We start from the raw sequence: 23168 nt of genomic DNA on the forward strand, positions 1-23168 counted from the left end.
ATCGGAACGGAATCCGCTTGACAGATCCAGCTGAAGTTTTATTTGTTGCATTATGCAACATAGTATTGGATTGGGTGAGACATGGGCCGGTTAGGTATTCATTCTTTCGTGTGGACGGGAGGGCAAACCCAGCCCATGCTCGAGGAGGCGATGGAAAAATCCGCGTCCTGCGGCTACAACCTCATTGAATTCGCTTACCTGCGACCGGAAAAATTCGATCTCGACGCGCTCGCCAGGCGAGCCGAGGCGCTGAAACTCGACATCGCGGTCACCATGGGCCTTCCGTTCAGCCACGATGTATCGAGCGAAGATGTGGACGCGGTGCGGGCGGGCGAAGGCATGCTGGCCGACGCCGTCCGCGCAGTCCGCGACATAGGCGGGAGCAAGCTCGGAGGGATCCTCTATTCGGCCCACGGGAAATATTCCCGGATGCCCACCAGAAAGGGATGGGACAGCAGTGTCGCGGCCATCGCCAAGACGGCTGATCTCGCCAAGTCTGCAGGAGTCGACCTCGTTCTCGAAGTGGTGAACCGTTTCGAGACAAATCTCCTCAACACCACCGCCCAGGGCCTCGCCTTCATCGAGCAGGTAGGCTCTACGCATGTGCGGCTGCACCTCGACACCTTCCACATGAACATCGAGGAAGCGAACCCGGCGGCGGCCATCCGCCTTGCGGGCGACAAGATCGGCTATTTCCACATTGGCGAGAGCAACCGCGGCTATCTCGGCGACGGCGTCATCAATTTCGACCTGATGTTCGATGCCTTGCTCGATATCGACTACAAGCGCGACATCACATTCGAATCCTTTTCGGGCGCCGTCGTCGATGAAGGATTGTCGCTTGCCTGCGCAATCTGGCGCGACACCTGGACCGAAAACATGCCGCTCGCGCAGCACGCGAAGCAATTCATCGACCTCAAGATGGACGAGGCGAGACGTCGTCGCGCGACCGTTGCCCGGCCGTGACGGCGAAAGGTGTGGGAAATGCTCTGTTCGGCCCATGTCGGGCGTTTCCGGCCCGGTCATGTTGTGTCAGGGGTCGGCGAAGAGAGGCAAGGAGGATCGCCCGTGAGTGAAGTGGGCCCCATCGCGTCTCCGAGCGGGATCCGCCAGCGCAATGAACTCGCTGCGATGCGGGCGCTTTATCGTCACGGCCGCTTGAGCAGGGCGGAGCTTGCACGCATTTTAGGCCTCAATCGCTCCTCATCCGGCCATATCATCGCCGGACTGACGGCCGATGGCCTAGTGCGCGAGGTGGGAACCACCGAGCAGGCACAGACTGCTCACGCGGGGCGGCCGGGCATCATGCTTGAACTTAGGCCTGGAGCCGCCTTCTTTCTCGGCATCGAGATCGGCGTCGAACACATCACGGTGGTTGAGGTCGATCTCGCCTGCCGCATCGTCAACAGTCGCATGGAGCCCTTCGACGGCCCGTCCGTCGATGTCGATACTGCAGTTTCGCGCGCGATCGCGATCGCCTTCGACACTTTGCCGGCCGACCATCTCGGCCGCTGCGAAGGGTTGGGCGTCGCCGTGCCGGCGCAAATGGATCGCAAGGGACTGATCAACACCGCTCCCCTGCTCGGCTGGCAGAACATACAACTCGCCGATCTCGTGCGTGCGGCCGTGCCGGCGCAAATGCCGGTCATGGTCGAGAATGACGCAAACGCCTTCGCGACCGGCGCAAGCTACGGCGCTGGCGAGGTCCATTCGGGGGTCACGCTCTATCTCGTCATGGAGAGCGGCGTGGGCGGCGGTATCGTCGTCGATGGGGCCGTTTTTCGAGGCGCGCGGGGACTTGCCGGCGAAATCGGGCATCTGCGCGTCGATGGTGCCAATGCGCCCGGCCGCAGCCTTGAACGTGTTCTCGGCCTGGAATGCATCTTGAGCGCCTACCGTTCCGTCTCTACGCAGCCGGAACCGAGCTTTACGACCTTTCTCGCCGATGTGCGCGACCGCGTTCCGGGCGCCGTCGCCATAGCCGAAGACTGGGCGCGCGCCCTGGCTTACGGCCTTATCCAGGGCTGCAGGATCATCGATGCCGACAGGGTCGTGCTGGGCGGTTCAGTCGCCGCGCTCTATCCGCTGATGGCGGCGCGCGTCCTGCATCACATTCGCTCCATGCAGGAGGAGAGCTTTCCGCTGCCCGTGATCGAAACAAACGAGGATGAGACGGTAGGGCCGGCCTTCGGCGCTGCCTGCATGCTTCACCAGCGCTATCTCCTGACCGACAGCGCTCGCCTTGGAGAAGATGGCGCATGACACGGACCGCGTTTGCTCCCGACGCCCTTGGACCAACGATAACGATCGGCGAGATCCTCGTCGAGATAATGGCGACGGATCGCGGTGCGGGCTTCCTCGAGCCGATCACGCTCATAGGCCCCTACCCCAGCGGAGCGCCGGCGATCTTCATCGATCAATGCGCGAGAATCGGCGGTTCGGCCGGCATCATCGGCTGCGTGGGCAACGACGACTTCGGCCGCGTCAACGTTGCGCGCCTGCGCGCCGACGGCGCCGACGTCTCGGCCATTTCGACGAGCCCGGAGTTTCCGACCGGCAGCGCCTTCGTGCGCTACCGGCATGACGGTTCGCGCGATTTCGTCTTCAACATCGCAAGATCCGCCGCCGCCCAGATCGACCTTACCCCCGCAGCGCGCGCGCTCATTGCCCGGTCGGGGCACCTGCACGTCATGGGGACCGCCTTTGCGATACCCGGCGCCGCTAGGATTATCGAGCATGCGATCACGGCGATCACGGCGCGCGGCGGCAGCATCTCCTTCGATCCGAATGTCCGCAAGGAGTTGCTCGGCCAAGCCGAAACCCGCGCACGCTTCGCAAGGCTCGTCGAAATCGCCGACCTGATCCTCCCGTCCGGAGAAGAGCTGTTCGTTGCGGCCGGCATGGAAGCCGAAAGCGAGGCTGTCCAAGCACTCCTCGGGCGCAACGCCAGCGAAGTGGCGCTCAAGCGCGGCGCCGACGGTTCGACCGTCTTCACACGGGACGGCAGACGCATCGACTGCCCGGCCTTTGCTGTCGAGGAAATCGATCCAACCGGCGCCGGAGACTGCTTCGGTGGCGCCTATGTCGCGTGCCGCCGGCTCGGTATGCCGATCGAACAGGCGCTCACCTACGCCAATGCCGCCGGCGCCCGCAATGTCACCGCCAAGGGGCCGATGGAGGGCGCCGGCACGCGCGCCGAGCTCGACGCCTTCATCGCCGCTACACCGGAACGCCGCACATGACATCCGTTCTCGACAACCTGGCTCGCAGCCGGCGCGCGGGCAGCCCCGCCGGCATCACGTCCGTTTGCTCGGCTCATCCCATCGTGATCCGTGCTGCCCTCCGGCATGGCGTGCTTCGCGACGGTCCGGTATTGATCGAGGCGACCTGCAATCAGGTCAACCAGTTCGGCGGGTACACCGGCTTGAAGCCCAGTGATTTCGTGGCACTGGTGGAACGGATCGCCAGCGAAGAGGGTCTGCCGCGAGACAAGGTCATCCTCGGAGGCGATCATCTTGGTCCCAATCCATGGCGCGGAGAACCTGCCGAGGTCGCCATGAACAAGGCCGAAGACATGATCGCGGCCTATGTCGAGGCCGGCTTCCGCAAGCTCCACCTCGATACTTCTATGGGCTGCACGGGCGAACCGGTCGCACTCGACGACGCGATGACCGCGGGGCGCGCAGTGAGGCTGGCGGCCGTAGCGGAACGGTGCGCGGCCTCCACGGGCGGCGAGCCGCCGGTCTATGTCATCGGCACCGAAGTACCGCCGCCCGGCGGCGCCCATCATGTGATCACCGCGCTCGAGCCGACGAGCATCGACGCGGCGCGCAAGACGATTGCGCTGCATAGGACGCGGTTTGACGAAGCGGGCCTGGGCAAGGCCTTCGCCCGCGTACTGGCGCTCGTCGTCCAGCCCGGGGTCGAATTCGGCAATGAAAATGTCATTGTCTACGACCGGGCGAGAGCGCACGCCCTTTGCGCGCTGCTCGGCGAGGAGCCCGCGCTCGTCTACGAGGCGCATTCGACTGATTACCAGGGCGCGGCGGCGCTGCGCGAACTCGTCGAGGACGGGTTCGCCATCCTCAAGGTCGGGCCGGAATTGACGTTTGCGCTGCGCGAGGCGCTCTACGGCCTCGACCTGATCGCCAGCGACTCCGTCACCGGATATCCGAGCCGAAACCTCATGGCCGTGATGGAGGCGTTGATGCGGGAGGACCCCGGCCACTGGAAGGGCCACTATCACGGTTCTAAGGCCGAGCAGCATATCCTGCGGCACTACTCCTATTCGGATCGTATTCGCTACTACTGGAATCACCCGGCGGCGGAGGCGGCCACCTTGCGGCTCGCGAGAGCGCTCGACCACCGGATCATCCCGGCACCTCTTTTCCGGCAGCATCTGCCCCGTTTGGTAGGACACGCAGGAAAGCCGCTTAACCCGCAGGAATTGCTGATCGATGCCGTGCGGGCGGTCCTCGAGGAATACCAGAGCGCCCATCAACCCGGCCCTCACTCCTTGGCATGATCCCGACGGAAGCATGCTGCTTCCTCCGTCGATGGGAACCGCCGCTCTACTTGTAGTCCACCCATATCCCTCCGGCATCGGCAGAGCGCACGCAGTTTTCAACCCAGCGCACCCCTTCAAGACCCGCATCTATGTCCGGGAAAACGAGATTCCGGACGCCTGCGGGAGCAAGTCGGCTATTTCCGCTGATCGCGAGGTCGAAGCGGCGGTAAAGGTTCGCCCAGGCCTCGAACAGGCCCTCCGGATGGCCGCCGCCGATGCGGTCGTCGATCCGTGCTTCCGGATAAAGGTAATCCATGCCGCGCTCGAGGACGCGGACCGGTTCGCCCTGGATCTCGTAGGAGAGCTGGTTCGGCCGCTCGTCCCACCATTCGATGCTCGCCTTCTCGCCGACGATGCGTACCTTTTGTCCGTGCATGGAGCCGGCGTTGACGGCGCTCGACCAGACCGTGGCGATGGCACCGTTGTCGTATTCCATCAGCGTAACGGCATTGTCTTCCAGCGGAGCGCGGCTTTTGACAAAGCTCTGCCGGGTACACATCAGCCGCTTGATCTTCAAATGCGGCAGGATCACTTCCGAGATATAGAGCGGGTGCGTACCGACATCGCCGAGCACATAGCTTGGGCCTGCGAACCTCGGATCGACGCGCCAACGCGTGGAAGGGTTCTGCTCCTCAACGGGCGCACTGTGAAAACCATGGGCAAATTGCAGATTGACGATGCGGATCTCGCCGAGATCGCCGTTCTTCACCATGGCCCGTGCCTGCTCGATCATCTGATGACCGGCATAGCCGTAGGTAACGCCGACGATCTTACCGCGCGCCTGCGACAGCGCCTTCAACTCTTCCGCTTCGGAGACGGTGAAGCAGAGCGGCTTTTCGCAGATGACATGCAGGCCGTGTTCGAGCGCTGCCGTGCAGATCGCAAAATGGGTGTTGTTCGGCGTGGCGATCGACACCGCCTCAATGCCATCCGGCCGTTCAGCCTCTGCAGCGAACATCGCCACGTAGTCCGGATAGCTGCGAGCCTCGTCAAGGCCGAGATCGACACCGAAAGCGCGCCCACGCTCCGGATCGATATCGAATGCACCGGCTGTGAGTTCGAACGTTCTGTCCCTTAGCGCTGCCGAGCGGTGGATATAGCCGATCTGGCTGCCACGTCCGCCGCCCACCATGCCCCAGCGGATCGGCCTTGTCTTGCTTGCTGACATGTTCAGTTTCCTCTTGTCTTAGAAGCCGACTGACCGCAGGTAGTCGCGGCTTTCCTTCACGTCTTGGAGGCTTCCTGCCACGCTCTGTGGATCGCGTTCCTGTTCGACGGTGATGAAACCGTGATAGCCGATCTCCTCAAGCACCTGCTTCACGGCCGGATAATCGATGACACCGCGCCCGATCGGGCACATGACCCCTTCGGCGCAGGCCTCGAAGAAACGGATCTTCTCGCCGAGCACGCGCTCGAACACGGCCCGGTCGATATCCTTGAAGTGCACATAGTCGAGCCGGCCCGCGTAGCGGCGCAGTGTCTTAACCGGATCCATGCCGGCATAATAAGTGTGGCCGGTGTCGAGGCAGAAGCCTGCGATTTCTGCCGGGACATCGCTTGCGATCCGCTCTATCTCATCAGCAAATTCGACGTAGCCGCCGGCATGGGGAATGGATGACAGCGCGAACGCCGTGTCGGCTGCTGGCAAATGCGCCGATTGCCTTGATGTTGGCGACCATGCCGGCCCAGGCTTCGTCGGAAAGCCGGGGCGCCCGATCAAAATGACCCGCGGCATAATCCCGCTCGTCATGACCCCAGTCCATGACGGTCAGGTAAGGCGTCTTAAACTGCTGTCCTGCAGCTTGAGCGGGCTGCGGTAACCTGGTGATAACGGCGCAGATTTCGTCCGTCTGGCGCAGCAGGTTCTCCCGGTTGGCCGGAGAGACGAGATCGTCGAAAATCGTGCCGGCGACGATGAAAAGACCGCGCTCGGCAAGCGCCTTTCCCACCTGCTGATGATCGAGCGGTACGTAGCCGTAGGGGCCGAGTTCGAGGCCACCATAGCCGGCTGCGGCCGCCTCATCGAAGACGCGCTCCCAGGCCGGCAGGTTCGGATTGTTGACGTCGTCGACGCCCCAGCAGCATGGAGCGGTCGTGATAGTGATGGTCATGGCGTTATTCCTCGCAAAGGGCCGGTGATGTCGCGGTCTTTGCTCAAGCGCCCTTTACCGGCCAATACTTGTCGACATATTTCTGGATCTCGGAGCGCATGAAGCGGCCGGATGTATCGGCCCGGTCTTCCCAGCCGAAAACGCAGGCCGTGACGATGCCGTCAAAGCCGATCTTGGCCAGCGAACCGAAGAAGACATCCCAGTCGATCTCGCCCTGATGCATGTCCATGTGCTGGTGGATCGTCACCTTCGCACCGGGAGGATTGATGATGTAGCGAAGGCCGGACGAGGCCTTGTGGTTATAGGTGTCGGCCACGTGGACGTGGGCGATCATCGGACCGGCCTCTTCGATCATCCTAGCCATGTTGTCGCCGAAGTAGAAAGTATGCGGGGCGCAATAGAGGAATTTGACATTCTTCGAGCCAATGGTCTTCAGCATGTCGAGCGCCGGATGAAGCGTCTCGCACCAGTCTTCCGGATGCGGTTCCATGTTGAGGGTCACGCCGTGCTTTTCGAAGACCGGCACCAGTTCCTCGATCGACCGCCACCAGGCGGCCTCGCTGGATTCGTGCGTATAGTGCCCGCCGCAGCAATTCGACTTGTGGCCGCGATCGGGCGACGGGCCGCGGCCGAACTCCGAGTTCATCGTATGGCAACCCATCTCGACGGCGATCTCGATGGCCTGCTTCCAGTAACCGACCGCTGCCACCCGCTCGTCTTCATGCGGGCTTGCCCAGCGGTACATCGGAAGCAGCGAGGCGAGTTTGACGCCGTGATCTGCAAGCGCCATCTTGAACTCTGCAATCCGCTCCTTGTGGGCGCGCGGGCGCACCCACCAGGGCAAAAAATCATCCCGCGGCGACAGCTCGATATAGTCGTAGCCGAGCTCTGCCGCCTTCCGGCAAAGCTCGTTCAGGCCCAGATGGCGGTGCATGTGCGGGTCGAGTGCGATTTTCATGATGTCTCCTCCTTCATCCGGCAGCATTCGGACCAGCGAACGATCTAGCTCGGCTTCGGTATCTCCTCCCGAATTACCGGTGAGATTACGCGTGCTTGCGGACCACGAGCCAATGCTTCCTTGATCAAATTTGATCATTGACCTTGTACCGCACAGATGCTGAAGTTCGTCACGGGAGACGGAATAAAACCATGGCAAAGATCACCCTGAGGGATGTGGCGAGAGAAGCCGATGTCGGTACCGCGACGGTCGAGCGGGTGATCAATGGTCGTGGCGGTGTGAGACCTGAAACGGTGGAGAAGGTCTTTCTGGCGGTCAGGAAGCTCAACTATCGGCATGTGATGCCAGAGGCCCATCGCGGCCTTGTCAGGATCGAAGTCATCCTCGTGCGCCCGGAAACGAACTTCTATTCACGTATGAACCAGGCGTTCGAGAGGATCGCCGCCCTGCTTGACCACAGCATCGTCGTTCACCGGACCTTTGCCCGCGAAAACGATCCCGCGGATTTCGCCCATTATATCGCAAAGCCGAAGAACCGGCGGTCCGCGCTGATCGTCGTCGCGCCCGATCATCCGGATGTCGTCACGAGTGTCCGGCAAGCAGCGGCCCTCGGCATACCCGTCATCCAGATCATGACGCGACCGGCGACGGAACTGCCCTATGTCGGGATCGACAATTACGCTGCCGGCCGGACGGCCGCCTATTACATGTCACGCATGCAGGCGGGCAAGGCAGGTTCCTTCGTCGCTCTCTGCCACAGCGGCGCCTACGAAAACCACAAGGAGCGTATTCGGGGCTTTTCCGAATATCTCGCCGAGCATGCCGACGGGGAACACGCCCTTGTGGAGGTGATGTTCGATTTCGACGACGAACACAACACGATGGAACTGTTGCGCCACGCGCTTCGCAGGCACCCGGACGTCATTGGCGTCTACAGCGCCGGCGGCGACAACGTCGCCGTCGCCTCGGTCCTCAAAAATCAGCAGGCACGCGCGGTGTTTTGGGTTGGGCACGAACTGAGCGATCAGACACGGAGCTATCTGCGTGAAGGCATCATGGCGGTCGTACTCGATCAGGTACCGGAAATTCAGGCCCGCAGATCAATCGATTTGACATTGAAGGCGCTTGGCCTGATTGAGGTCGACGTCAGTAAGGAGCCTGTGCGCTTCTTGACCGTAACTCCCGAAAACGTATGAGTTCGAATCCCTGGTTTAAAGCTTGCTTGCCAATGCGGAAGTCATCGGGCGCGTCGGCAGAGCATCTGCATAGGTTACTCCTCAACCCACCACCAAGCTTAGCCCAAAGCCTGGCTTGCCAACGCGTAAGTCATCGGGCGCCCTTCGGGGATCAGGCTGTCCTCCGGAATCCAGCGCTTTCCAAGCGACATCGTCGTAACTGTATCGAATACGGGCATGCCGCATCGGGACAAACACGCGGCGAAGGCTCCGTCTTTCTGGCGGGTATCAAGACGGAGGAAATGGCCGGCATGCTCTGAAACATGCGGCCGGATCACCGCAATCGCATCCTGGTCGCCATTGGCGACCACCGGGCCTATAACATGCCCGCGGCCGAAAGGCCTGCAGAGCGAAAATGCGTCAAGCCGATCATTGCGAAATAGGCCAAAACCCTTGGAGTGCTTCAGCAAGCCGGCGAGAACCGGCATGCGGTCCGCACCGTATGCCTGGCGATCGAGCTCGGCCAACAAAGCAAGATCGGCAATATCAATGGCGCGCAAATGCGCCCCGTCCGGCGTTGCACCCGGAGGGTCGGGCTCGTGAGCCTCGCCTTGACACTGGTAAACGATTTTTTCCGCCGTAAAGCCCAGGGAAAGATACAGCCGCCGTGCTGCGCGCGTCGCATTGAGACCGAGAGTATAGCCCGCGAGCCTGGCAAAGGCATGCTGCATCAGCCACCGTCCGGTCCCGTTGGCCTGCAGGCGGGGCGATGTAATCACCATTCCGACAGTGGCAAAATTATCGCCATGTGGAAACCACATGGCCGACCCGAGAACGCGACCGATGTCGTCCAGGGCGACAACACCCTTACCAGCGTGCCTCAGAAACTGCCAATCCTCCGCGCGATGCGGCCAGCCGACGCCAATCGACAACGCATGCAGTTGGTCGATTTCCGCCTCCACGATATCGCCAATTTTCATCTGCACGGAATCGACAACCATGGATTCTGACGCCGCTTGTTCCACTCCAACCTCCCCGACTACATCTGAACCGCAGACAATTCGCGCATCCCACGCAAAACGCCGGACCCGCTCAGAGTAGATATTAGGCGGCAGGCGCCGGTACAATCCGCTCCAGGAGCCTCACCGCCCGCAACAATTCACTGAAACCGAGCCGATTTCGGCACGCAATCCGGTACGGCGGCTTTAAGCTTCGCAACCAGGCCTTCCATGCATCCCGACGGGGCGCCGGCCATGTTTGCGAGAATCCTATGATGCACGCCGTTGAGATCCTCGAGCGCCTGATCGCCTTTCCCTCCGTCGCCGGACAGGCCAATGATGCGATCGTCGGGTGGATCCGTGCCTACATTGAAGACCGCAATGCCACGGTCACAGTGCTGCCAGGGCCGGAAGGAAACCGTTCGAACCTCTTTGCAACTATCGGCCCGGCAGACGTTCCTGGCTACATACTCTCAGGCCACATGGATGTGGTGCCGGCCAACGAACCTGCCTGGTCGTCAGACCCTTTCACTCTTCGCGCGGAGGGAAATCGCCTCTACGGACGCGGCACCTCCGACATGAAGGGCTTTCTGGCAGCCGCGCTCGCCGCCCTGCCCGCGCTTGCGGCGAAGCCGCTTGCTCGCCCCATCCATCTTGCCTTTTCCTATGACGAGGAGGCAGGCTGCCGGGGCGCACCCCACATGATCGCGCGTCTCGCGGAACTCTGCGCCAGGCCAGAAGGCGCAATCATCGGCGAGCCAAGCAAGATGCGCGCCGTCCGCGCGCACAAGGGAAAGGCTGCGGCACGCGTCGAAATTCACGGCCGTTCGGGCCATTCCTCGCGTCCCGATCAAGGATTGAATGCCGTCCACGCGATGGCGGAAGTGCTGGCGGAAGCGGTCGTACGCGCCGAACGCGCGTCTCAGGGTCCTTTCGATACGGCTTTCGAACCCGCCTATTCCTCTCTTCAGGCGGGCACGATCAAGGGCGGCCAGGCGGTCAACATCATTCCGGACCTGTGCATCGCCGAGTTCGAAGCCCGGGCGGTTTCCGGTGTTTCCCCGACCGAATTGCTGGCTCCCCTCAAGGCGAGGGCCGAGAGCCTGCGAGCCAAAGGTTTTGAGGTCAATTGGGAACTCACGAGCGCCTATCCCGCCTTGTCGCTTTCTGCCGATGCGCCGCTCGCGTGCCTACTTGCGGAACTGACAGGCGAGGAGCCGCTCGCCGCTGTGAGCTACGGGACGGAGGCCGGCCTTTATCAGGCTGCCGGTATCGACGCCATCATCTGCGGCCCCGGCGACATTGCACGTGCGCACCGGCCGGACGAGTTCATTCTCACCGACGAATTGATGGCCTGCCAATCCATGATCGAGGCGCTGGGCAACAGGCTTTGCGCTTAGTGAGGCAGCAACGCATGCGAACGATGACCGTGGATACCGAAACGACGGGAAAATGCCGATGACCCTGCTCTTCAACTCCGACGCCGAGCGCGGCCGCATCTTCCGTGAGGCTTTCGCCCGAGAACTTCCTGACCTTGCCTTTTCCATGGATCCGGCCGCGGTCGATCCGCAGGAGGTGCGCTATCTGGTGACTTGGATGGCGCCTTCCGACCTTCTTCGGTATCGCAATCTGGAGGTCGTCTTTTCGATCGGCGCGGGCGTCGACCAATTCAAGCTCGGCAGCCTGCCGGAAAAGGTCAAGCTGGTGCGGATGGTCGAGGACGGCATCATCCGCATGATGCAGGAATATGTGACGCTTGCAGTGCTCGCACTTCATCGCAATCTGCCTATCTATCTCGGCCAGCAAAAGAAGCAGATATGGCACAGTATTCCGCAGAAGCGGACATCTGACCGGAATGTCGGCGTTCTCGGTCTCGGCATGCTCGGCAGCGCCGTGCTGGAGCAGCTCAAGCCTTTCGGCTTTACGTTCTCCGGCTGGAGCCGCAGCCCGCGCGAGATCGACGGGGTGAGCTGTTACAGCGGGCAGCAAGGACTGAAGCCCTTTCTGGAAAAGGCCGATATCCTGATCTGCCTGCTGCCGCTGACGGCGGAAACGCACGGCTTCCTGAATGCGGATCTGTTCAACGCACTGCCTGCGGGCGCAAGCCTCGTCCACACGGGCCGCGGCCCGCAGCTCGATCATCAAGCGTTGATCGAAGCGCTGGACAGCGGCCAACTCTCTGGTGCCGTCATCGATGTCACCGATCCCGAACCGCTACCGCCCGGACATGCCTTCTGGTCGCATCCGAAGATCATCCTGACCCCCCATGTCGCGAGCGTCACCCAAGCGGAAACGGCAGCGCGCGCCGTGATCGACAACATCAAGCGCGACCGCGCCGGTCTCGATCCGATCGGTTTGGTCGATCGCACACGCGGCTACTGACACTCAACGACGAAAGGTTCTCCATGTCCCTGCTCAAGACTATCGACACCAATCTCTCGACCGCCCCGCGGGAATCGAAGCCGCTGCCAGAACGCCTCATTGCGGGGGATCCCGCCTTCAAGACCTGGGCGCAGGATGTGGCGCGCGGAGAGATGATCCATACCGGGATCTGGGAAGCGACACCGGGCGAGACCCGCTCGATCAAGGGCGAAACCTTCGAATTCTGCCATATCCTTGCCGGCGTCGTGGAGATCACACCGGATGGGGGCGAGCCTGCCGTCTACAAGGCCGGCGACTGCTTTGTCATGAAGCCAGGCTTTATCGGCGTGTGGAAGACCATTGAAACTGTCCGCAAGATCTACGTGACCGTGACGTGATGCCGATGCCGATGCCGCCCGGCGTGGGCCGGGCGTAATCATCCACCGAAGATTCAACCGGCAACCGCTGATAAACGGGATTTTCCTCCGTCCTGTCCATCACAGTCGATGCATGCTGCCGGAGCCTGACCGCTAACCTTGCACAAACGCTCAGCAAGGACATTTCATGACCCTCAGCTTCGATCCAGATTCACTTTCTCTGCCGAAAGGACACTTCATCGGCGGCAGGCTGATCGAGGCGAGAGGCGAGCTGCCGACGCACCGCCCCTCGGATGCGAAGGCATATTGGGATTGTCCGGTTGCCTCTGCGGATATCGTCGACCAAGCGGTCGACACGGCGCAAAAAGCCTTGAAGGAGAGCGACTGGGCGTCGCTGCGTCCACGCGAACGGACCAAAGCGATGCAGCGGTGGGCCGATCTCATCGAGCAGGAGGCCGTGCCTCTCGCGAAGATGGAAGCTGTTGGTTCCACTCGCCCCGTTGGGCACTTGATTGCCGGCGATATTGCAGTGACTGCCGAACAGATCCGCTTCTTCGCCGAATTCGCTGACAAGGAAGGCAGCGAGCTCGTCCCTACCGCTGACGACAGCCTCGGCATGATCATGACCGAGCCTTATGGCGTCGTCGGTGCGATCACACCCTGGAATTTCCCGCTGTCGATGGCCGGCTGGAAGCTTGGCCCGGCACTTGCTGCCGGCAATGCGGTTGTCTTGAAGCCCTCCGAAATCACGCCGTTCTCAACACTTTATCTCGCCGAGCTTGCCGTGCGCGCCGGTCTGCCTGCGGGCCTCATCAGCATAGTCCTCGGCGATGGCTTGACCACCGGCAATGCGATCACCGGCCATCCGGGTATTGCCAAGGTGAGCTTTACCGGCTCGACGGCTGCCGGCTCCGCCATCATGACCAATATTGCTAGAACCGGCGTAAAGCCGATGACGCTCGAACTCGGCGGCAAGAGCCCGCAGCTCGTTTTTGCTGATGCCGATCTCGATCTGGCAGCGGGTGCAATCGCGACCAGCCTCCTTGGCAATGCCGGACAGGCCTGTGTGGCCGGATCGCGGCTGATCGTGGAGGCCAAGGTGGCGGACGTGCTGGTGGACGCCATCATCGCTAGGTTGGCCGCCATCCGCCCCGGTCCCACCTGGGATGTGGCCACAGACTACCCGCCGATCATTTCCGAGCGGCAGATCGGCCGCATGGACAGCATCGTCCGCGCCACCGTCGACGGTGGTGCAGAGTGCCTGGCTGGCGGGAAGCGCCTGGATTGCGAAGGCTACTTTTACGCCCCGACGTTGATCTCCGGCGTGACGGCAACGTCACCGGCCGTTCTGGAGGAGATCTTCGGGCCGGTGCTGACCATTCAGACCTTCGAGGATGAGGAGGAAGCGCTGACCCTCGCAGACCACCCGACCTATGGTCTGGCGGCTGGCCTTTTCACCCGTGACCTTTCGCGTGCCATCCGTCTCACACGGCGCCTGCAGGCTGGCACCGTCTGGGTCAATCGCTACAGCCGCTCGCGCGACCACATCCTGCCGACCGGCGGCTACAAGCAGTCCGGCATCGGTAAGGATCTTGGACGCGAAGCCTATCTCGCCAACCGCAAGAGCAAGAGCGTGCTCATCAGCCTCTGAGGACCGACCATGAAAACCTATAAGATTGCCCTTCTGCCTGGAGACGGCATTGGCCGAGATGTCACCGATGCAGCCTGGGCGGTGCTGGAAAAGGCGTCCACCGCCGCTGGGTTTGTCTTGTCGGGTACCAGCTATCCGTGGTCCTGTGACTATTACCTCCAGCACGGCAGCATGATGCCGGCCGACGGCATCGAGACGCTGAAATCCTTCGATGCCATCCTGCTCGGCGCTGTCGGCTGGCCGGCAAAAGTACCGGACTCCGTCTCGCTGCACGGACTTCTTCTGCCCATCCGCAAAGCTTTTGTGCAGTATGCAAATATCCGTCCGCATCGGCTGCTACCCGGGGTTCAGGGGCCGCTGAAATCGGACCACTTCGATATTCTCTGCATCCGCGAAAACACCGAGGGCGAATACTCCGGCGCCGGCGGCCGCGTGCATCAAGGCACGGATAACGAAGTGGCCGTCGAGACCACGATCTTCACCCGCAAGGGGGTGGAGCGCATCCTTCGCTTCGGCTTTGAGCAGGCACGCGCGCGGCGCGGCAAGCTCGCTTCTGTGACGAAGTCAAACGCACAGAAACATTCCATGGTGTTCTGGGACGAGATCACCCGAAAGCTTGCCGGCGAGTTTCCAGATGTCGAGGTGACGAGTTATCATATCGACGCCATGGCCGCCCGCATGGTCATGGCGCCGGAAAGCCTGGACGTCGTGGTCGCTTCCAATCTGTTTGGCGATATCCTGACCGATCTTGGCGCCGCCATCCAGGGCGGGCTCGGCTTTGCAGCCTCCGCCAACGTCAATCCGGACCGCACCGCGCCGTCGATGTTCGAACCCGTCCATGGCTCGGCGCCTGATATCGCGCATCTCGGCATTGCCAATCCGATCGCCGCCATATGGTCCGGAGCGATGATGTTCGAACATCTGGGAGAAACGGCAGCAGCCAGGAATGTGATGGCTGCGATCGAGACGACGACAGCGCGCGGTATCGGCGCAATCCCCGGCAAGGACAAGACAGACACAATCACCAAAGCCGTGCTTTCGGCGCTGGACTGACGGAAAAGAGGATAAGATGAACGAGTTGAAGGACACCAGCCTGTTTCGCGAACACGGGCTCATCAACGGTGAATGGCGTGGCGCTGCGGCAGGGCGCGAGGTCGAGGTCTTCAATCCTGCAACGCAGGAAGCACTCGGTACTGTACCTGACATGGACGGTAACGATACTCGCACGGCGATCGAAGCGGCAGAGAATGCCTTTCCATCGTGGCGCAAGAAGACCCATGCCGAGCGTGCAGGGTTGCTGGAGGCCTGGCACGACCTGATGATCGACAACCTCGAAGATCTTGCGCTGATCCTCACTAGCGAGCAGGGCAAGCCGCTTGCAGAAGCACGGGGCGAAATCCGCTACGGTGCCTCGTTCGTCAAGTGGTTCTCCGAGGAAGCTCGCCGCATCGGCGGCACCACCATTCCCTCGCCGACGGCCGATCGGCGGATCGTTGTCCTGAAGGAGCCGGTCGGTGTTTCGGCGATCATCACGCCTTGGAATTTTCCCAATGCGATGATCACCCGCAAGGTCGGGCCGGCGCTTGCCGCCGGCTGCACGGTCGTCATCAAGCCATCCGATCTGACGCCCTACTCGGCGCTTGCGCTCGGCGTTCTGGCGGAGCGCGCCGGCATCCCGAAAGGCGTCATCAACATCGTCACCGGCATGCCGACCGAGATCGGCAACGAGTTGATGGCAAACCAGACCGTTCGCAAGATCTCCTTTACCGGTTCTACCCGTGTCGGCTCGCTTTTGATGCGTGGCGCATCAGACAGCATCAAACGGCTGAGCCTCGAACTCGGCGGCAACGCGCCGTTCATCGTCTTCGACGATGCCGATCTCGACCTCGCCGTCGAGGGCGCGATCGCCTCGAAATTCCGCAACGGCGGCCAGACCTGCGTCTGCGCCAACCGCATCCTGGTGCAGTCGGGCGTATATGACGCCTTCGCTGAAAAGCTGGCAGCCCGCGTTTCCGCCATGAAAGTGGGGCGCGGAACGGATTCCGGCGTCGATATCGGCCCGATGATCAACAAAGCGGCGATCGAGAAGATCAATCGCCATGTGGCAGACGCCCTCGCAAAAGGAGCGCGGATCATCTCGACCCCGCCCGCCCTGCCGGACGGCGACCAGTATATGGCGCCGATCGTCCTCGGCGCCGCGACGACGGATATGCAGCTTGCCAGCGAGGAGACTTTCGGTCCCGTGGCTCCTCTCTTCCGTTTCGATAAAGAAGAGGAGGCGATTCGGATCGCCAATGCCACGCCCTTCGGGCTAGCCGCCTATTTCTATACCGAAAGCCTGAAGCGTTCCTGGCGCGTCGGCGAGGCGCTTGAATTCGGCATGATCGGCCTGAACACCGGAGCCATCTCGACGGAAGTCGCTCCCTTCGGCGGCGTCAAGCAATCCGGCCTCGGCCGCGAAGGCGCCCAATGTGGCATCGAGGAATATTTGGAAATGAAGAGCTTCCACATCGGCGGGCTTGGCTGACCCGGCCATCGCGCTTGACGGCATCCTCGATGGTTTTGAACGCATGAGCACACCCCACTCATGCGTCGAGATCCCATGGGTTGACGACGATGGCATCGGTGTCTTCGAAGTCCGCGACATTCCGCGTGACAATGATGAGATCGTGAACGATCGCCGTCGCGGCGATCAAACCATCGATATCGCCACGGGGACGGATCGCGGCGATGCGACCCCATTCGACCGCAATCTGGTCTGATACGGGTAGAATGCGCTCAGCATGGTCGTGACGCAATTTGCGGAGCCACTCTGCGAGATGGGCAGCCGACTTCGGGTCGTTCTTCTGTTTAAGGGGTATGCCTCGCATGATTTCGCCCAGCGTGAGTACGCTCAAACGGACCGTCAGAGGATCGACCGACCGCAGCCATGATACGGCTTGGGGCGTGCTTCTGAGATGACATTCGTATCCAGGAGATACATCAGAAGGCGACGTCTCGGCTTGGTGTCCTGGAGCGCTCAGTCACTGCCTCTGAGAAGTCATTATGCCAAGCAGGTCCCGACAACAGATCATCCACCAGAGTCGGTCGGCCAGCGCGCAAAGCGTCGTAGTCGCGGGCCGACAGCACGACCGCCGTGCGTTGGCCACGTACGGTGACCACCTGCGGCCCCTCGAGCCGAGCTTTCTGAACGACTTTCGAGAATTGGTTCTTAGCGTCCTGTAGCTGCCATTCCATGGTTTTAATCCAAGCTAGACTGTCTAGCTATACAGCGTATCTCGCTGCCGGGATCAATTTCAATAGCGGCGCAGCAGCCCAAGCGTTTCGCGTGCGGCGTGCCCCGACGAACCTGAGCGGTCCAGTATTTTGGTCGGCCCCATGTTCGCAGGTGGACGTCCTGGCCTTGCATGAGCAAAACCCACTGTTTCCGTGACGGTCGGACTTTTCAGTATTCGATGGATGGTCCTTACTGAAACCGGTCGAGCGTCTTGTAGTACAAGCCCACCAACGGCAGGAACCATGGCTTGCCGAAATGCCCGGGAACAGCCGGCCAGTCGAGCCCCTTGAGAGGGTTGCGGTCGGCCTTGCCCAGGATGGCATCGGCCATGATCATGCCGAGATGCGTAGACAATTGCGCGCCGTGCCCGGAATAGCCCATGGCGTACCAGACACCGTCGACGTAACCGGCACGCGGATAGCGATCCTTGGTCATATCGACGAGCCCGCCCCAGCAATAGTCGATCTCGACGCCGGAAAGTTGCGGGAAAATCTGAAGCAGGCTCGCCCGAAGGATTTCTCCGCTCTTTGCATCCGAACGCTGGTCGGATGTTGCGGAAAACCGGGCGCGGCCACCGAAGATCAGCCGGTTGTCAGGCGCCAGCCGGAAATAGTTGCCGATATTCATCGACGTCACGCAGGTACGGTTTCCTGGCATCGTTGCTGCAATTTCGGAATCGGTTAGCGGGCGCGTGGCAACAATGAAGCTGCCGACTGAAACGATCCGGCGGCGGAAATAGCCGAACACCGAAGGCGTATAGGCGCCTGTGGCGACGAGCACATGATCGGAAGTAATCGCCCCCCGAGCCGTCGTCAGGCTGTGCCGTCCGTTGCCCTGCCGATGGGCGGTCAGCGCTGCCTTTTCGAAAATGATCGCCCCATGGCGAGCAGCGGCACCAGCAAGCCCCACGACATAGCGCCCCATATGCATCATCGCGCTCTTCTTCGACAGCATGGCGCCGTGGAACAGCGAGCCGACTTCACCCTTCAGATCGGCCGCAGTCAGAAGTGCTGTGTCCGGGTCCACTTCGGCGTGGAGGGCCTCGAAATTGCGGGCGATCGCATCGAAATGCTGCGGCTTGGACGCGAGTTTGAGCTTTCCGGCGCGGCGGAAATTGCATTCGATCCCCTCCTCCGCGATAATCGCCTCGATCGCATCGATCGAGTCATCAAACGCCCGATAGAGCGCGATGGCACGCTCCTTGCCGAGTTCGGCCTTGGCGGCAATGAAGCTGTGGGCGAGGCCGTTGTTGAGATGACCGCCGTTGCGGCCCGAAGCGCCCCAGCCCACGCGTTCCGCCTCCAGCACCACGACCCGAACGCCAGCCTTTGCAAGATGACGCGCTGCGGCAAGGCCGGTGAAGCCGCCGCCGACAATGGCGACATCGTAATGTCCTTCGACCGGACCTTGCGCAGCGCCTTCGAAGGTGGGGGCCGTGTCGTGCCAGTAGGATTGGAACTTCATCGCCATGCCTTTCTCAAAGCCCGACGACGCCCGGCAAACCCGAGATATCGGCAATTTCAACATAGCCGTAATAGGGGTTCGCCGGTTCATGGCCACGATTGACCCAGACCTTGTTCTTGATTCCAAGGTCGTGGGCAGACATCAGATCGTATCGGAAGGAGGACGAGCAGTGCAGCACATCCTCTGGACCGCAGCCCAGCATATCGAACATATATTCGAAAGCCTTGAAACGCGGCTTGTAGGCATTTGCCTGCTGCGCGGTATAGACCGCATGGAAGGGTGCGCCGAGCTTTTCGACATTCGACATGATTTGCGAATTCATCGCGTTGGAGAGGATGACCAGCGGGATTTCCTTCGCAACCCTTGCAAGACCCGCCGGTACGTCCGGATGCGGTCCCCATGACGGTACGCGTTCGTAGACTATCCTCGCGTCTTCGTCGCGGAAGGCCACACCGTTCTTCTTGCAGGTCCGCTCGATGGCATTGTGAACCACCTCGTTGTAAGGCTTCCAGTCCCCCAGAACTTCATCGAGGCGGTAGGCAGCGAAGTTCTTGATGAATTGCGCCATCTGCGCATCATCGAGTTGGCTGCCATAAAGATCGCGCGCAGCCTCGGCCATCTGAAAATTGGTCAGCGTCCCGTAGCAGTCGAAGGTGATGTATTTCGGGCGGAAGTGAGCCATGAGAGGATCCTGTAAGTTTTCCTGAAGCGATTTCGTCTCTTCACATCATAAGCCGAGGTCTGGCCGCCCGGTCGACTGAAATCGGAACCGGCAAAGCAGATTGTTTCGTATCCGGCATGCACTTTGGCAGAGAGTTGTGCGGCGACAATCCCCAGACAGGCTCGCAACCCGGATATGGCCGATACCCGCGGCATAAGATGCGGCGAACTGGCGAGGCTACGGCCGAAGATACCGCCGAAGGCCTGTCCTTGGGACGATCTTCTGACGGCCCGGGTCTAATACTAAAAGAAACGGACGAGGGATCCCTCCATGACGACAACCCAGATCGATCTTACGGCTTTTGGCTCTGAACATCTCGACGGTGCGGTCGCACTTTCGCGCCAGGCTGGGTGGCCCCACCGCCTGGAGGACTGGCGGATGATGCTTGAATTAAGCAGCGGCATCGTGGCCATCGAGAATAAGGGCCGCGTTGTGGGGACGGTCCTTGTGACGCCCTATGGCGACGATTGTGCTGCGATCAACATGGTCATTGTCGATCAAGCCATGCGCGGCCGCGGTCTTGGCCGAAAGCTGATGGATTACGCATTGAAGATTGCGGGGAACAGGCCGCTTCGTCTGGTCGCGACGAACGACGGCCTGCCGCTTTATGAGAAGCTCGGCTTCCGGGAAACCGGTTCGGTCCTGCAGTATCAGGGCAGTGTGCCTGTAATCGAGCGGCCAGATGGCGTGGCGCCTGCCGATCACGATGATCTCGATGCCATTGTAGCGCTCGACCGCGCGGCCTTCGGCGCCGAACGCCGCAGCCTCCTCGAATATCTCGCAAAGGTTGGGCAATTCGCGGTAGTGCGCGAAGCTGGCCGGGTTCGGGGTTTCGCAGCGCTTCGCACCTTCGGCCGCGGCGAAGTGATCGGGCCTGTCGTCGCCGCAAATGCCAGCGATGCCTGTGCCCTGATTTCCTTTTTCATTGCCAGCCGTCCAGGCGCTTTCCTGCGCGTTGACACGACGGCCGACACCGCCATTGGGCCTTGGCTTGCCGAACGCGGCTTTGGCCATGCCGGCGGCGGCATCACCATGCGAACCGCCGGCATCGAGCCTCCGGCAAGTCCCGCGCTGAAAACCTTCGCACTCGCCAACCAAGCCCTCGGCTGACCTGGAGATATTCATGTTTAGCAATTCCCTGATCGAACTCGACCGCGCCCACCTCGTTCATCCGGTTGCGTCTTATCGCAGTCACGAAAATCTGGGCGTGCGGGTCCTGGCGTCCGCCTCCGGCGCAACTGTCACCGATGCGACCGGCAAGCAATTGATCGACGGCTTTGCCGGCCTCTGGTGCGTCAATGCGGGCTACGGCCATGACAGCATTGTCGAGGCGGCGGCAAGGCAGATGCGTGAGCTCCCTTACGCGACCGCCTATTTCGGCCTTGGCTCCGAGCCGGCAATCCGGCTTGCCGCAGAACTCGCCGATCGCGCGCCGGGTGACCTCAATCATGTCTATTTCACGCTCGGCGGTTCGGATGCCATCGACAGCACAATCCGCTTCATCCGCTACTATTGGAACGCGCGCGGGCTGCCTGGAAAAGACCAGTTCATTTCTGTCGAACAGGGCTATCACGGCTCCTCGACGGTCGGCGCCGGCCTGACCGCCTTGCCCGCTTTTCATGCTGGCTTCGGATTGCCTTTCGACTGGCAGCACAAAATTCCGTCTCACTATGCCTATCGAAACCCCGCCGGCGCTGATCCGGAGGCAATCATCGCTGCCTCTGTTGCGGCATTGAAGCAAAAGATCGAAAAGCTGGGCGGCGCCGATCGCGTTGCCGCATTCTATGCCGAACCGATCCAGGGATCGGGCGGCGTGCTTGTGCCGCCCAGAGGCTGGATGAAGGCAATGCGCGACGTCTGCCGCGATCTCGATATCCTCTTCGTCGCCGACGAGGTCATCACCGGATTCGGCCGCACCGGCCCGCTGTTTGCCTGTTTAGAGGACGAGATCGTGCCAGACTTCCTGACGGTCGCAAAGGGCCTCACCTCCGGCTACGTGCCGATGGGTGCCCTCCTCATGTCCGAGCACGTCTATCAGACAATTGCCGATGGTGCCGGCACCTCTGCCGTTGGGCACGGTTACACCTATTCGGCCCATCCCGTTAGCGCGGCCGTCGGCCTGGAGGTGCTGCGGCTTTATGAGGGCGGCCTGCTGGAAAACGGCCGCAGGGCCGGCGCACGCCTGATGGCCGGTCTTGACAGCCTGAAGGACCATCCGCTCGTCGGCGATGTCCGCGGGCGGAGCATGTTGGCCGCGATCGAGCTGGTCGTCGACAAGGAGCGCAAGACGCCGCTTCCGGCCGCTGCCGAGCCGGCCCGCCGCATCTTTGACCGTGCCTGGAACAACGGTCTTGTGATCCGCGCCTTTGCAAACGGCGTGCTCGGCTATGCCCCGCCGCTCTGCTGCAGCGATACGGAGATCGACGCCATCGTCGAACGCACGCGCCGGACGCTTGACGAGACATTGGACGATCCGGCCGTGCGCGCCGTGGTGGCATGAACGGGAGAATGAACTCCCGGCAGGGTTTTGCGTGGTCGCCGAAATACCGTGAAGCTGTCATATTCGCAATTTTGTGCCGCATATCAGGTTCTTTTCGGCGAATCCCGTGGATGATAGCTGCGAAACTGAAGACAAGAAAAACGCGGGAACCCCGAAAAACCGGGCTTTTGCAGAAAATTCCCGCGGCATCCACGGCAGCATTTAATTCTGTAGGCGACCTAAGGCGATAGCACGCGGCGCGCACGATAGAGGAATTGCACTTTGGCAAAGAGCTTCGCGGATTTCAGATACCTCAGTTTCGATGTCGTCGGCACGCTGATCGACTTTGAAGGCGGCATCAAGGACTGTCTTGCCGGGATTGCAGCGGAAGCAGGCATGACTGTGGACGGCGAGGAAGCGCTGACGCTTTACCGCAAGGCGCGCTATTTTGAGAATGCCGATCTCTTCCCGGACGATCTCGTGCGCGTCTATCTGGTGATCGCCCCGAAACTTGGTCTTCCCGCGGAAAAGGCATATGGCGAGCGGCTTCGAGACTCCGCCAGGAATTGGAAGGGCTTCGCCGACAGCAAAGACGCCTTGGTCCGACTTTCCAAGAAGTATCGGCTGATCGCCATGACGAATGCCCGGCGCTGGGCGTTCGAGCACTTTGCAGAGGAACTTGGCAATCCATTCTATGCGGCCTTCACAGCCGACGATACGGGCACGGAAAAGCCCGATCCTGCCTTTTTCGAAAAGGTGTTCGATTTCGTGGCCAGGGAAGGCAACACAAAAGAGGATATCCTGCATGTGGCGCAGAGCCAGTACCACGACATCGGCATCTCGCGCCGTCTCGGCATGACGAATTGCTGGATCGAGCGGCGTCATTCACAAAAGGGCTACGGCGGCACGATCGAGCCGGAGCAGTTCACCCAACCTGATTATCACTTCACGTCCATGGTAGGCCTCGCCAATGCCATGGAGGAGGCCGACATTTAAAACCGACCTCACAGACGGACAGAATCCGCCGCA

Annotated in this window: 20 protein-coding genes and 2 pseudogenes; 14 read left to right on the forward strand and 8 right to left on the reverse strand. The window is 61.3% G+C overall.

The genetic code is table 11. The features are described 5' to 3' along the window. Positions 1-81 precede the first annotated feature (81 nt). The 4 genes from ACZ9BX_RS31550 (at position 82) to ACZ9BX_RS31565 (ending at position 4525) form a co-directional block, all read left to right on the forward strand. Complete coding sequence (locus ACZ9BX_RS31550) at positions 82-966, forward strand: sugar phosphate isomerase/epimerase family protein (RefSeq protein WP_476222173.1); 885 nt, start codon at positions 82-84, stop codon at positions 964-966. A gap of 102 nt (positions 967-1068) precedes the next feature. Next, positions 1069-2262 (forward strand): ROK family transcriptional regulator, encoded by a 1194-nt coding sequence (locus ACZ9BX_RS31555; protein ID WP_476222175.1) that lies wholly within the window; start codon positions 1069-1071, stop codon positions 2260-2262. Then, entirely contained in the window at positions 2259-3242 is a 984-nt protein-coding gene (locus ACZ9BX_RS31560) for a tagatose kinase (protein ID WP_476222177.1), read from the forward strand. Before ACZ9BX_RS31555 ends, ACZ9BX_RS31560 begins: the two co-directional genes overlap by 4 nt. After that, positions 3239-4525, forward strand: coding sequence for a D-tagatose-bisphosphate aldolase, class II, non-catalytic subunit (locus ACZ9BX_RS31565; RefSeq protein ID WP_476222179.1), 1287 nt, complete (start codon positions 3239-3241; stop codon positions 4523-4525). Before ACZ9BX_RS31560 ends, ACZ9BX_RS31565 begins: the two co-directional genes overlap by 4 nt. Positions 4526-4571: 46 nt before the next feature. On the opposite strand, the gene ACZ9BX_RS31570 is transcribed toward ACZ9BX_RS31565, so the two are convergent. The 3 genes and pseudogenes from ACZ9BX_RS31570 to ACZ9BX_RS31580 all read right to left on the reverse strand — a co-directional run bounded on the left by ACZ9BX_RS31570 (position 4572) and on the right by ACZ9BX_RS31580 (position 7636). Continuing rightward, entirely contained in the window at positions 4572-5735 is a 1164-nt protein-coding gene (locus tag ACZ9BX_RS31570; protein WP_476222180.1) for a Gfo/Idh/MocA family protein, read from the reverse strand. Positions 5736-5753: 18 nt separating this feature from the next. Next, positions 5754-6678 (reverse strand): annotated as a pseudogene (locus ACZ9BX_RS31575) (TIM barrel protein). Between the two features lie 43 nt (positions 6679-6721). Continuing rightward, complete coding sequence (locus tag ACZ9BX_RS31580; RefSeq protein ID WP_476222182.1) at positions 6722-7636, reverse strand: sugar phosphate isomerase/epimerase family protein; 915 nt, start codon at positions 7634-7636, stop codon at positions 6722-6724. Between the two features lie 191 nt (positions 7637-7827). Between ACZ9BX_RS31580 and ACZ9BX_RS31585 the strand changes: the two genes are divergently transcribed. Continuing rightward, positions 7828-8832, forward strand: coding sequence for a LacI family DNA-binding transcriptional regulator (locus ACZ9BX_RS31585; protein WP_087003956.1), 1005 nt, complete (start codon positions 7828-7830; stop codon positions 8830-8832). A gap of 98 nt (positions 8833-8930) precedes the next feature. On the opposite strand, the gene ACZ9BX_RS31590 is transcribed toward ACZ9BX_RS31585, so the two are convergent. Next, positions 8931-9812 carry a GNAT family N-acetyltransferase gene (locus ACZ9BX_RS31590; RefSeq protein WP_476222183.1) on the reverse strand — a complete coding sequence of 294 codons (882 nt, stop codon included), beginning with the start codon at positions 9810-9812 and terminating at the stop codon, positions 8931-8933. 272 nt (positions 9813-10084) lie between these two features. On the opposite strand from ACZ9BX_RS31590, the gene argE reads away from it, so the two are divergent. The 6 genes from argE (at position 10085) to ACZ9BX_RS31620 (ending at position 16725) form a co-directional block, all read left to right on the forward strand. After that, the gene (gene argE / locus ACZ9BX_RS31595) at positions 10085-11209 is read left to right on the forward strand and encodes an acetylornithine deacetylase (RefSeq protein WP_476223100.1); all 1125 of its coding nucleotides are present in this window, start codon (positions 10085-10087) and stop codon (positions 11207-11209) included. A 58-nt stretch (positions 11210-11267) separates the two neighbouring features. Further along, positions 11268-12191, forward strand: coding sequence for a 2-hydroxyacid dehydrogenase (locus ACZ9BX_RS31600; protein WP_476222184.1), 924 nt, complete (start codon positions 11268-11270; stop codon positions 12189-12191). Between the two features lie 23 nt (positions 12192-12214). Continuing rightward, positions 12215-12568 (forward strand): cupin domain-containing protein, encoded by a 354-nt coding sequence (locus tag ACZ9BX_RS31605; RefSeq protein WP_476222185.1) that lies wholly within the window; start codon positions 12215-12217, stop codon positions 12566-12568. Between the two features lie 166 nt (positions 12569-12734). After that, positions 12735-14198, forward strand: a complete 1464-nt coding sequence (locus tag ACZ9BX_RS31610) for an aldehyde dehydrogenase family protein (protein WP_476222186.1) — start codon at positions 12735-12737, stop codon at positions 14196-14198. Between the two features lie 9 nt (positions 14199-14207). Beyond that, positions 14208-15251 (forward strand): tartrate dehydrogenase, encoded by a 1044-nt coding sequence (locus tag ACZ9BX_RS31615; protein WP_476222187.1) that lies wholly within the window; start codon positions 14208-14210, stop codon positions 15249-15251. 16 nt (positions 15252-15267) lie between these two features. Beyond that, positions 15268-16725, forward strand: a complete 1458-nt coding sequence (locus ACZ9BX_RS31620) for an NAD-dependent succinate-semialdehyde dehydrogenase (protein ID WP_476222188.1) — start codon at positions 15268-15270, stop codon at positions 16723-16725. Positions 16726-16783: 58 nt separating this feature from the next. Here the strand turns inward: ACZ9BX_RS31620 and ACZ9BX_RS31625 are convergent. The 4 genes and pseudogenes from ACZ9BX_RS31625 to ACZ9BX_RS31640 form a co-directional block, all read right to left on the reverse strand. Then, a pseudogene (locus ACZ9BX_RS31625) lies at positions 16784-17181 on the reverse strand (PIN domain-containing protein). Next, on the reverse strand, positions 17181-17435 hold the full coding sequence (locus tag ACZ9BX_RS31630; RefSeq protein ID WP_132568477.1) for a type II toxin-antitoxin system Phd/YefM family antitoxin: 255 nt from the start codon (positions 17433-17435) through the stop codon (positions 17181-17183). The pseudogene ACZ9BX_RS31625 and the gene ACZ9BX_RS31630 overlap by 1 nt, the downstream one beginning before the upstream one ends. Before the next feature lie 229 nt (positions 17436-17664). Next, a complete protein-coding gene (locus ACZ9BX_RS31635) occupies positions 17665-18939 on the reverse strand; it encodes an NAD(P)/FAD-dependent oxidoreductase (RefSeq protein WP_476223101.1) in 1275 nt (424 codons plus the stop codon). A gap of 13 nt (positions 18940-18952) precedes the next feature. Beyond that, complete coding sequence (locus ACZ9BX_RS31640; RefSeq protein ID WP_087004004.1) at positions 18953-19621, reverse strand: haloacid dehalogenase type II; 669 nt, start codon at positions 19619-19621, stop codon at positions 18953-18955. A 309-nt stretch (positions 19622-19930) separates the two neighbouring features. On the opposite strand from ACZ9BX_RS31640, the gene ACZ9BX_RS31645 reads away from it, so the two are divergent. From ACZ9BX_RS31645 to ACZ9BX_RS31655, 3 genes are all read left to right on the forward strand, one after another. After that, positions 19931-20770 (forward strand): GNAT family N-acetyltransferase, encoded by an 840-nt coding sequence (locus ACZ9BX_RS31645; RefSeq protein ID WP_476222190.1) that lies wholly within the window; start codon positions 19931-19933, stop codon positions 20768-20770. A 13-nt stretch (positions 20771-20783) separates the two neighbouring features. Beyond that, a complete protein-coding gene (locus ACZ9BX_RS31650) occupies positions 20784-22160 on the forward strand; it encodes an aminotransferase class III-fold pyridoxal phosphate-dependent enzyme (RefSeq protein WP_476222191.1) in 1377 nt (458 codons plus the stop codon). 261 nt (positions 22161-22421) lie between these two features. Next, positions 22422-23135: an HAD-IA family hydrolase gene (locus ACZ9BX_RS31655; RefSeq protein ID WP_476222192.1), complete on the forward strand. Its 714-nt coding sequence runs from the start codon at positions 22422-22424 to the stop codon at positions 23133-23135. Positions 23136-23168: the final 33 nt, after the last annotated feature.

Source organism: Rhizobium sp. USDA 3886 (assembly GCF_056279785.1).

What these genes read in the sequence shown, in the direction of transcription:
- ACZ9BX_RS31640 (WP_087004004.1), bottom strand. Translation starts at nt 19,621, where the DNA reads ATGGCTCACTTCCGCCCGAAATACATCACCTTCGACTGCTACGGGACG.
- ACZ9BX_RS31580 (WP_476222182.1), bottom strand. Translation starts at nt 7,636, where the DNA reads ATGAAAATCGCACTCGACCCGCACATGCACCGCCATCTGGGCCTGAAC.
- ACZ9BX_RS31645 (WP_476222190.1), top strand. Translation starts at nt 19,931, where the DNA reads ATGACGACAACCCAGATCGATCTTACGGCTTTTGGCTCTGAACATCTC.
- ACZ9BX_RS31590 (WP_476222183.1), bottom strand. Translation starts at nt 9,812, where the DNA reads ATGGTTGTCGATTCCGTGCAGATGAAAATTGGCGATATCGTGGAGGCG.
- ACZ9BX_RS31560 (WP_476222177.1), top strand. Translation starts at nt 2,259, where the DNA reads ATGACACGGACCGCGTTTGCTCCCGACGCCCTTGGACCAACGATAACG.
- ACZ9BX_RS31600 (WP_476222184.1), top strand. Translation starts at nt 11,268, where the DNA reads ATGACCCTGCTCTTCAACTCCGACGCCGAGCGCGGCCGCATCTTCCGT.
- ACZ9BX_RS31570 (WP_476222180.1), bottom strand. Translation starts at nt 5,735, where the DNA reads ATGTCAGCAAGCAAGACAAGGCCGATCCGCTGGGGCATGGTGGGCGGC.
- ACZ9BX_RS31605 (WP_476222185.1), top strand. Translation starts at nt 12,215, where the DNA reads ATGTCCCTGCTCAAGACTATCGACACCAATCTCTCGACCGCCCCGCGG.
- ACZ9BX_RS31585 (WP_087003956.1), top strand. Translation starts at nt 7,828, where the DNA reads ATGGCAAAGATCACCCTGAGGGATGTGGCGAGAGAAGCCGATGTCGGT.
- ACZ9BX_RS31550 (WP_476222173.1), top strand. Translation starts at nt 82, where the DNA reads ATGGGCCGGTTAGGTATTCATTCTTTCGTGTGGACGGGAGGGCAAACC.
- ACZ9BX_RS31615 (WP_476222187.1), top strand. Translation starts at nt 14,208, where the DNA reads ATGAAAACCTATAAGATTGCCCTTCTGCCTGGAGACGGCATTGGCCGA.
- ACZ9BX_RS31565 (WP_476222179.1), top strand. Translation starts at nt 3,239, where the DNA reads ATGACATCCGTTCTCGACAACCTGGCTCGCAGCCGGCGCGCGGGCAGC.
- ACZ9BX_RS31620 (WP_476222188.1), top strand. Translation starts at nt 15,268, where the DNA reads ATGAACGAGTTGAAGGACACCAGCCTGTTTCGCGAACACGGGCTCATC.
- ACZ9BX_RS31630 (WP_132568477.1), bottom strand. Translation starts at nt 17,435, where the DNA reads ATGGAATGGCAGCTACAGGACGCTAAGAACCAATTCTCGAAAGTCGTT.
- argE (WP_476223100.1), top strand. Translation starts at nt 10,085, where the DNA reads ATGCACGCCGTTGAGATCCTCGAGCGCCTGATCGCCTTTCCCTCCGTC.
- ACZ9BX_RS31635 (WP_476223101.1), bottom strand. Translation starts at nt 18,939, where the DNA reads ATGAAGTTCCAATCCTACTGGCACGACACGGCCCCCACCTTCGAAGGC.
- ACZ9BX_RS31650 (WP_476222191.1), top strand. Translation starts at nt 20,784, where the DNA reads ATGTTTAGCAATTCCCTGATCGAACTCGACCGCGCCCACCTCGTTCAT.
- ACZ9BX_RS31610 (WP_476222186.1), top strand. Translation starts at nt 12,735, where the DNA reads ATGACCCTCAGCTTCGATCCAGATTCACTTTCTCTGCCGAAAGGACAC.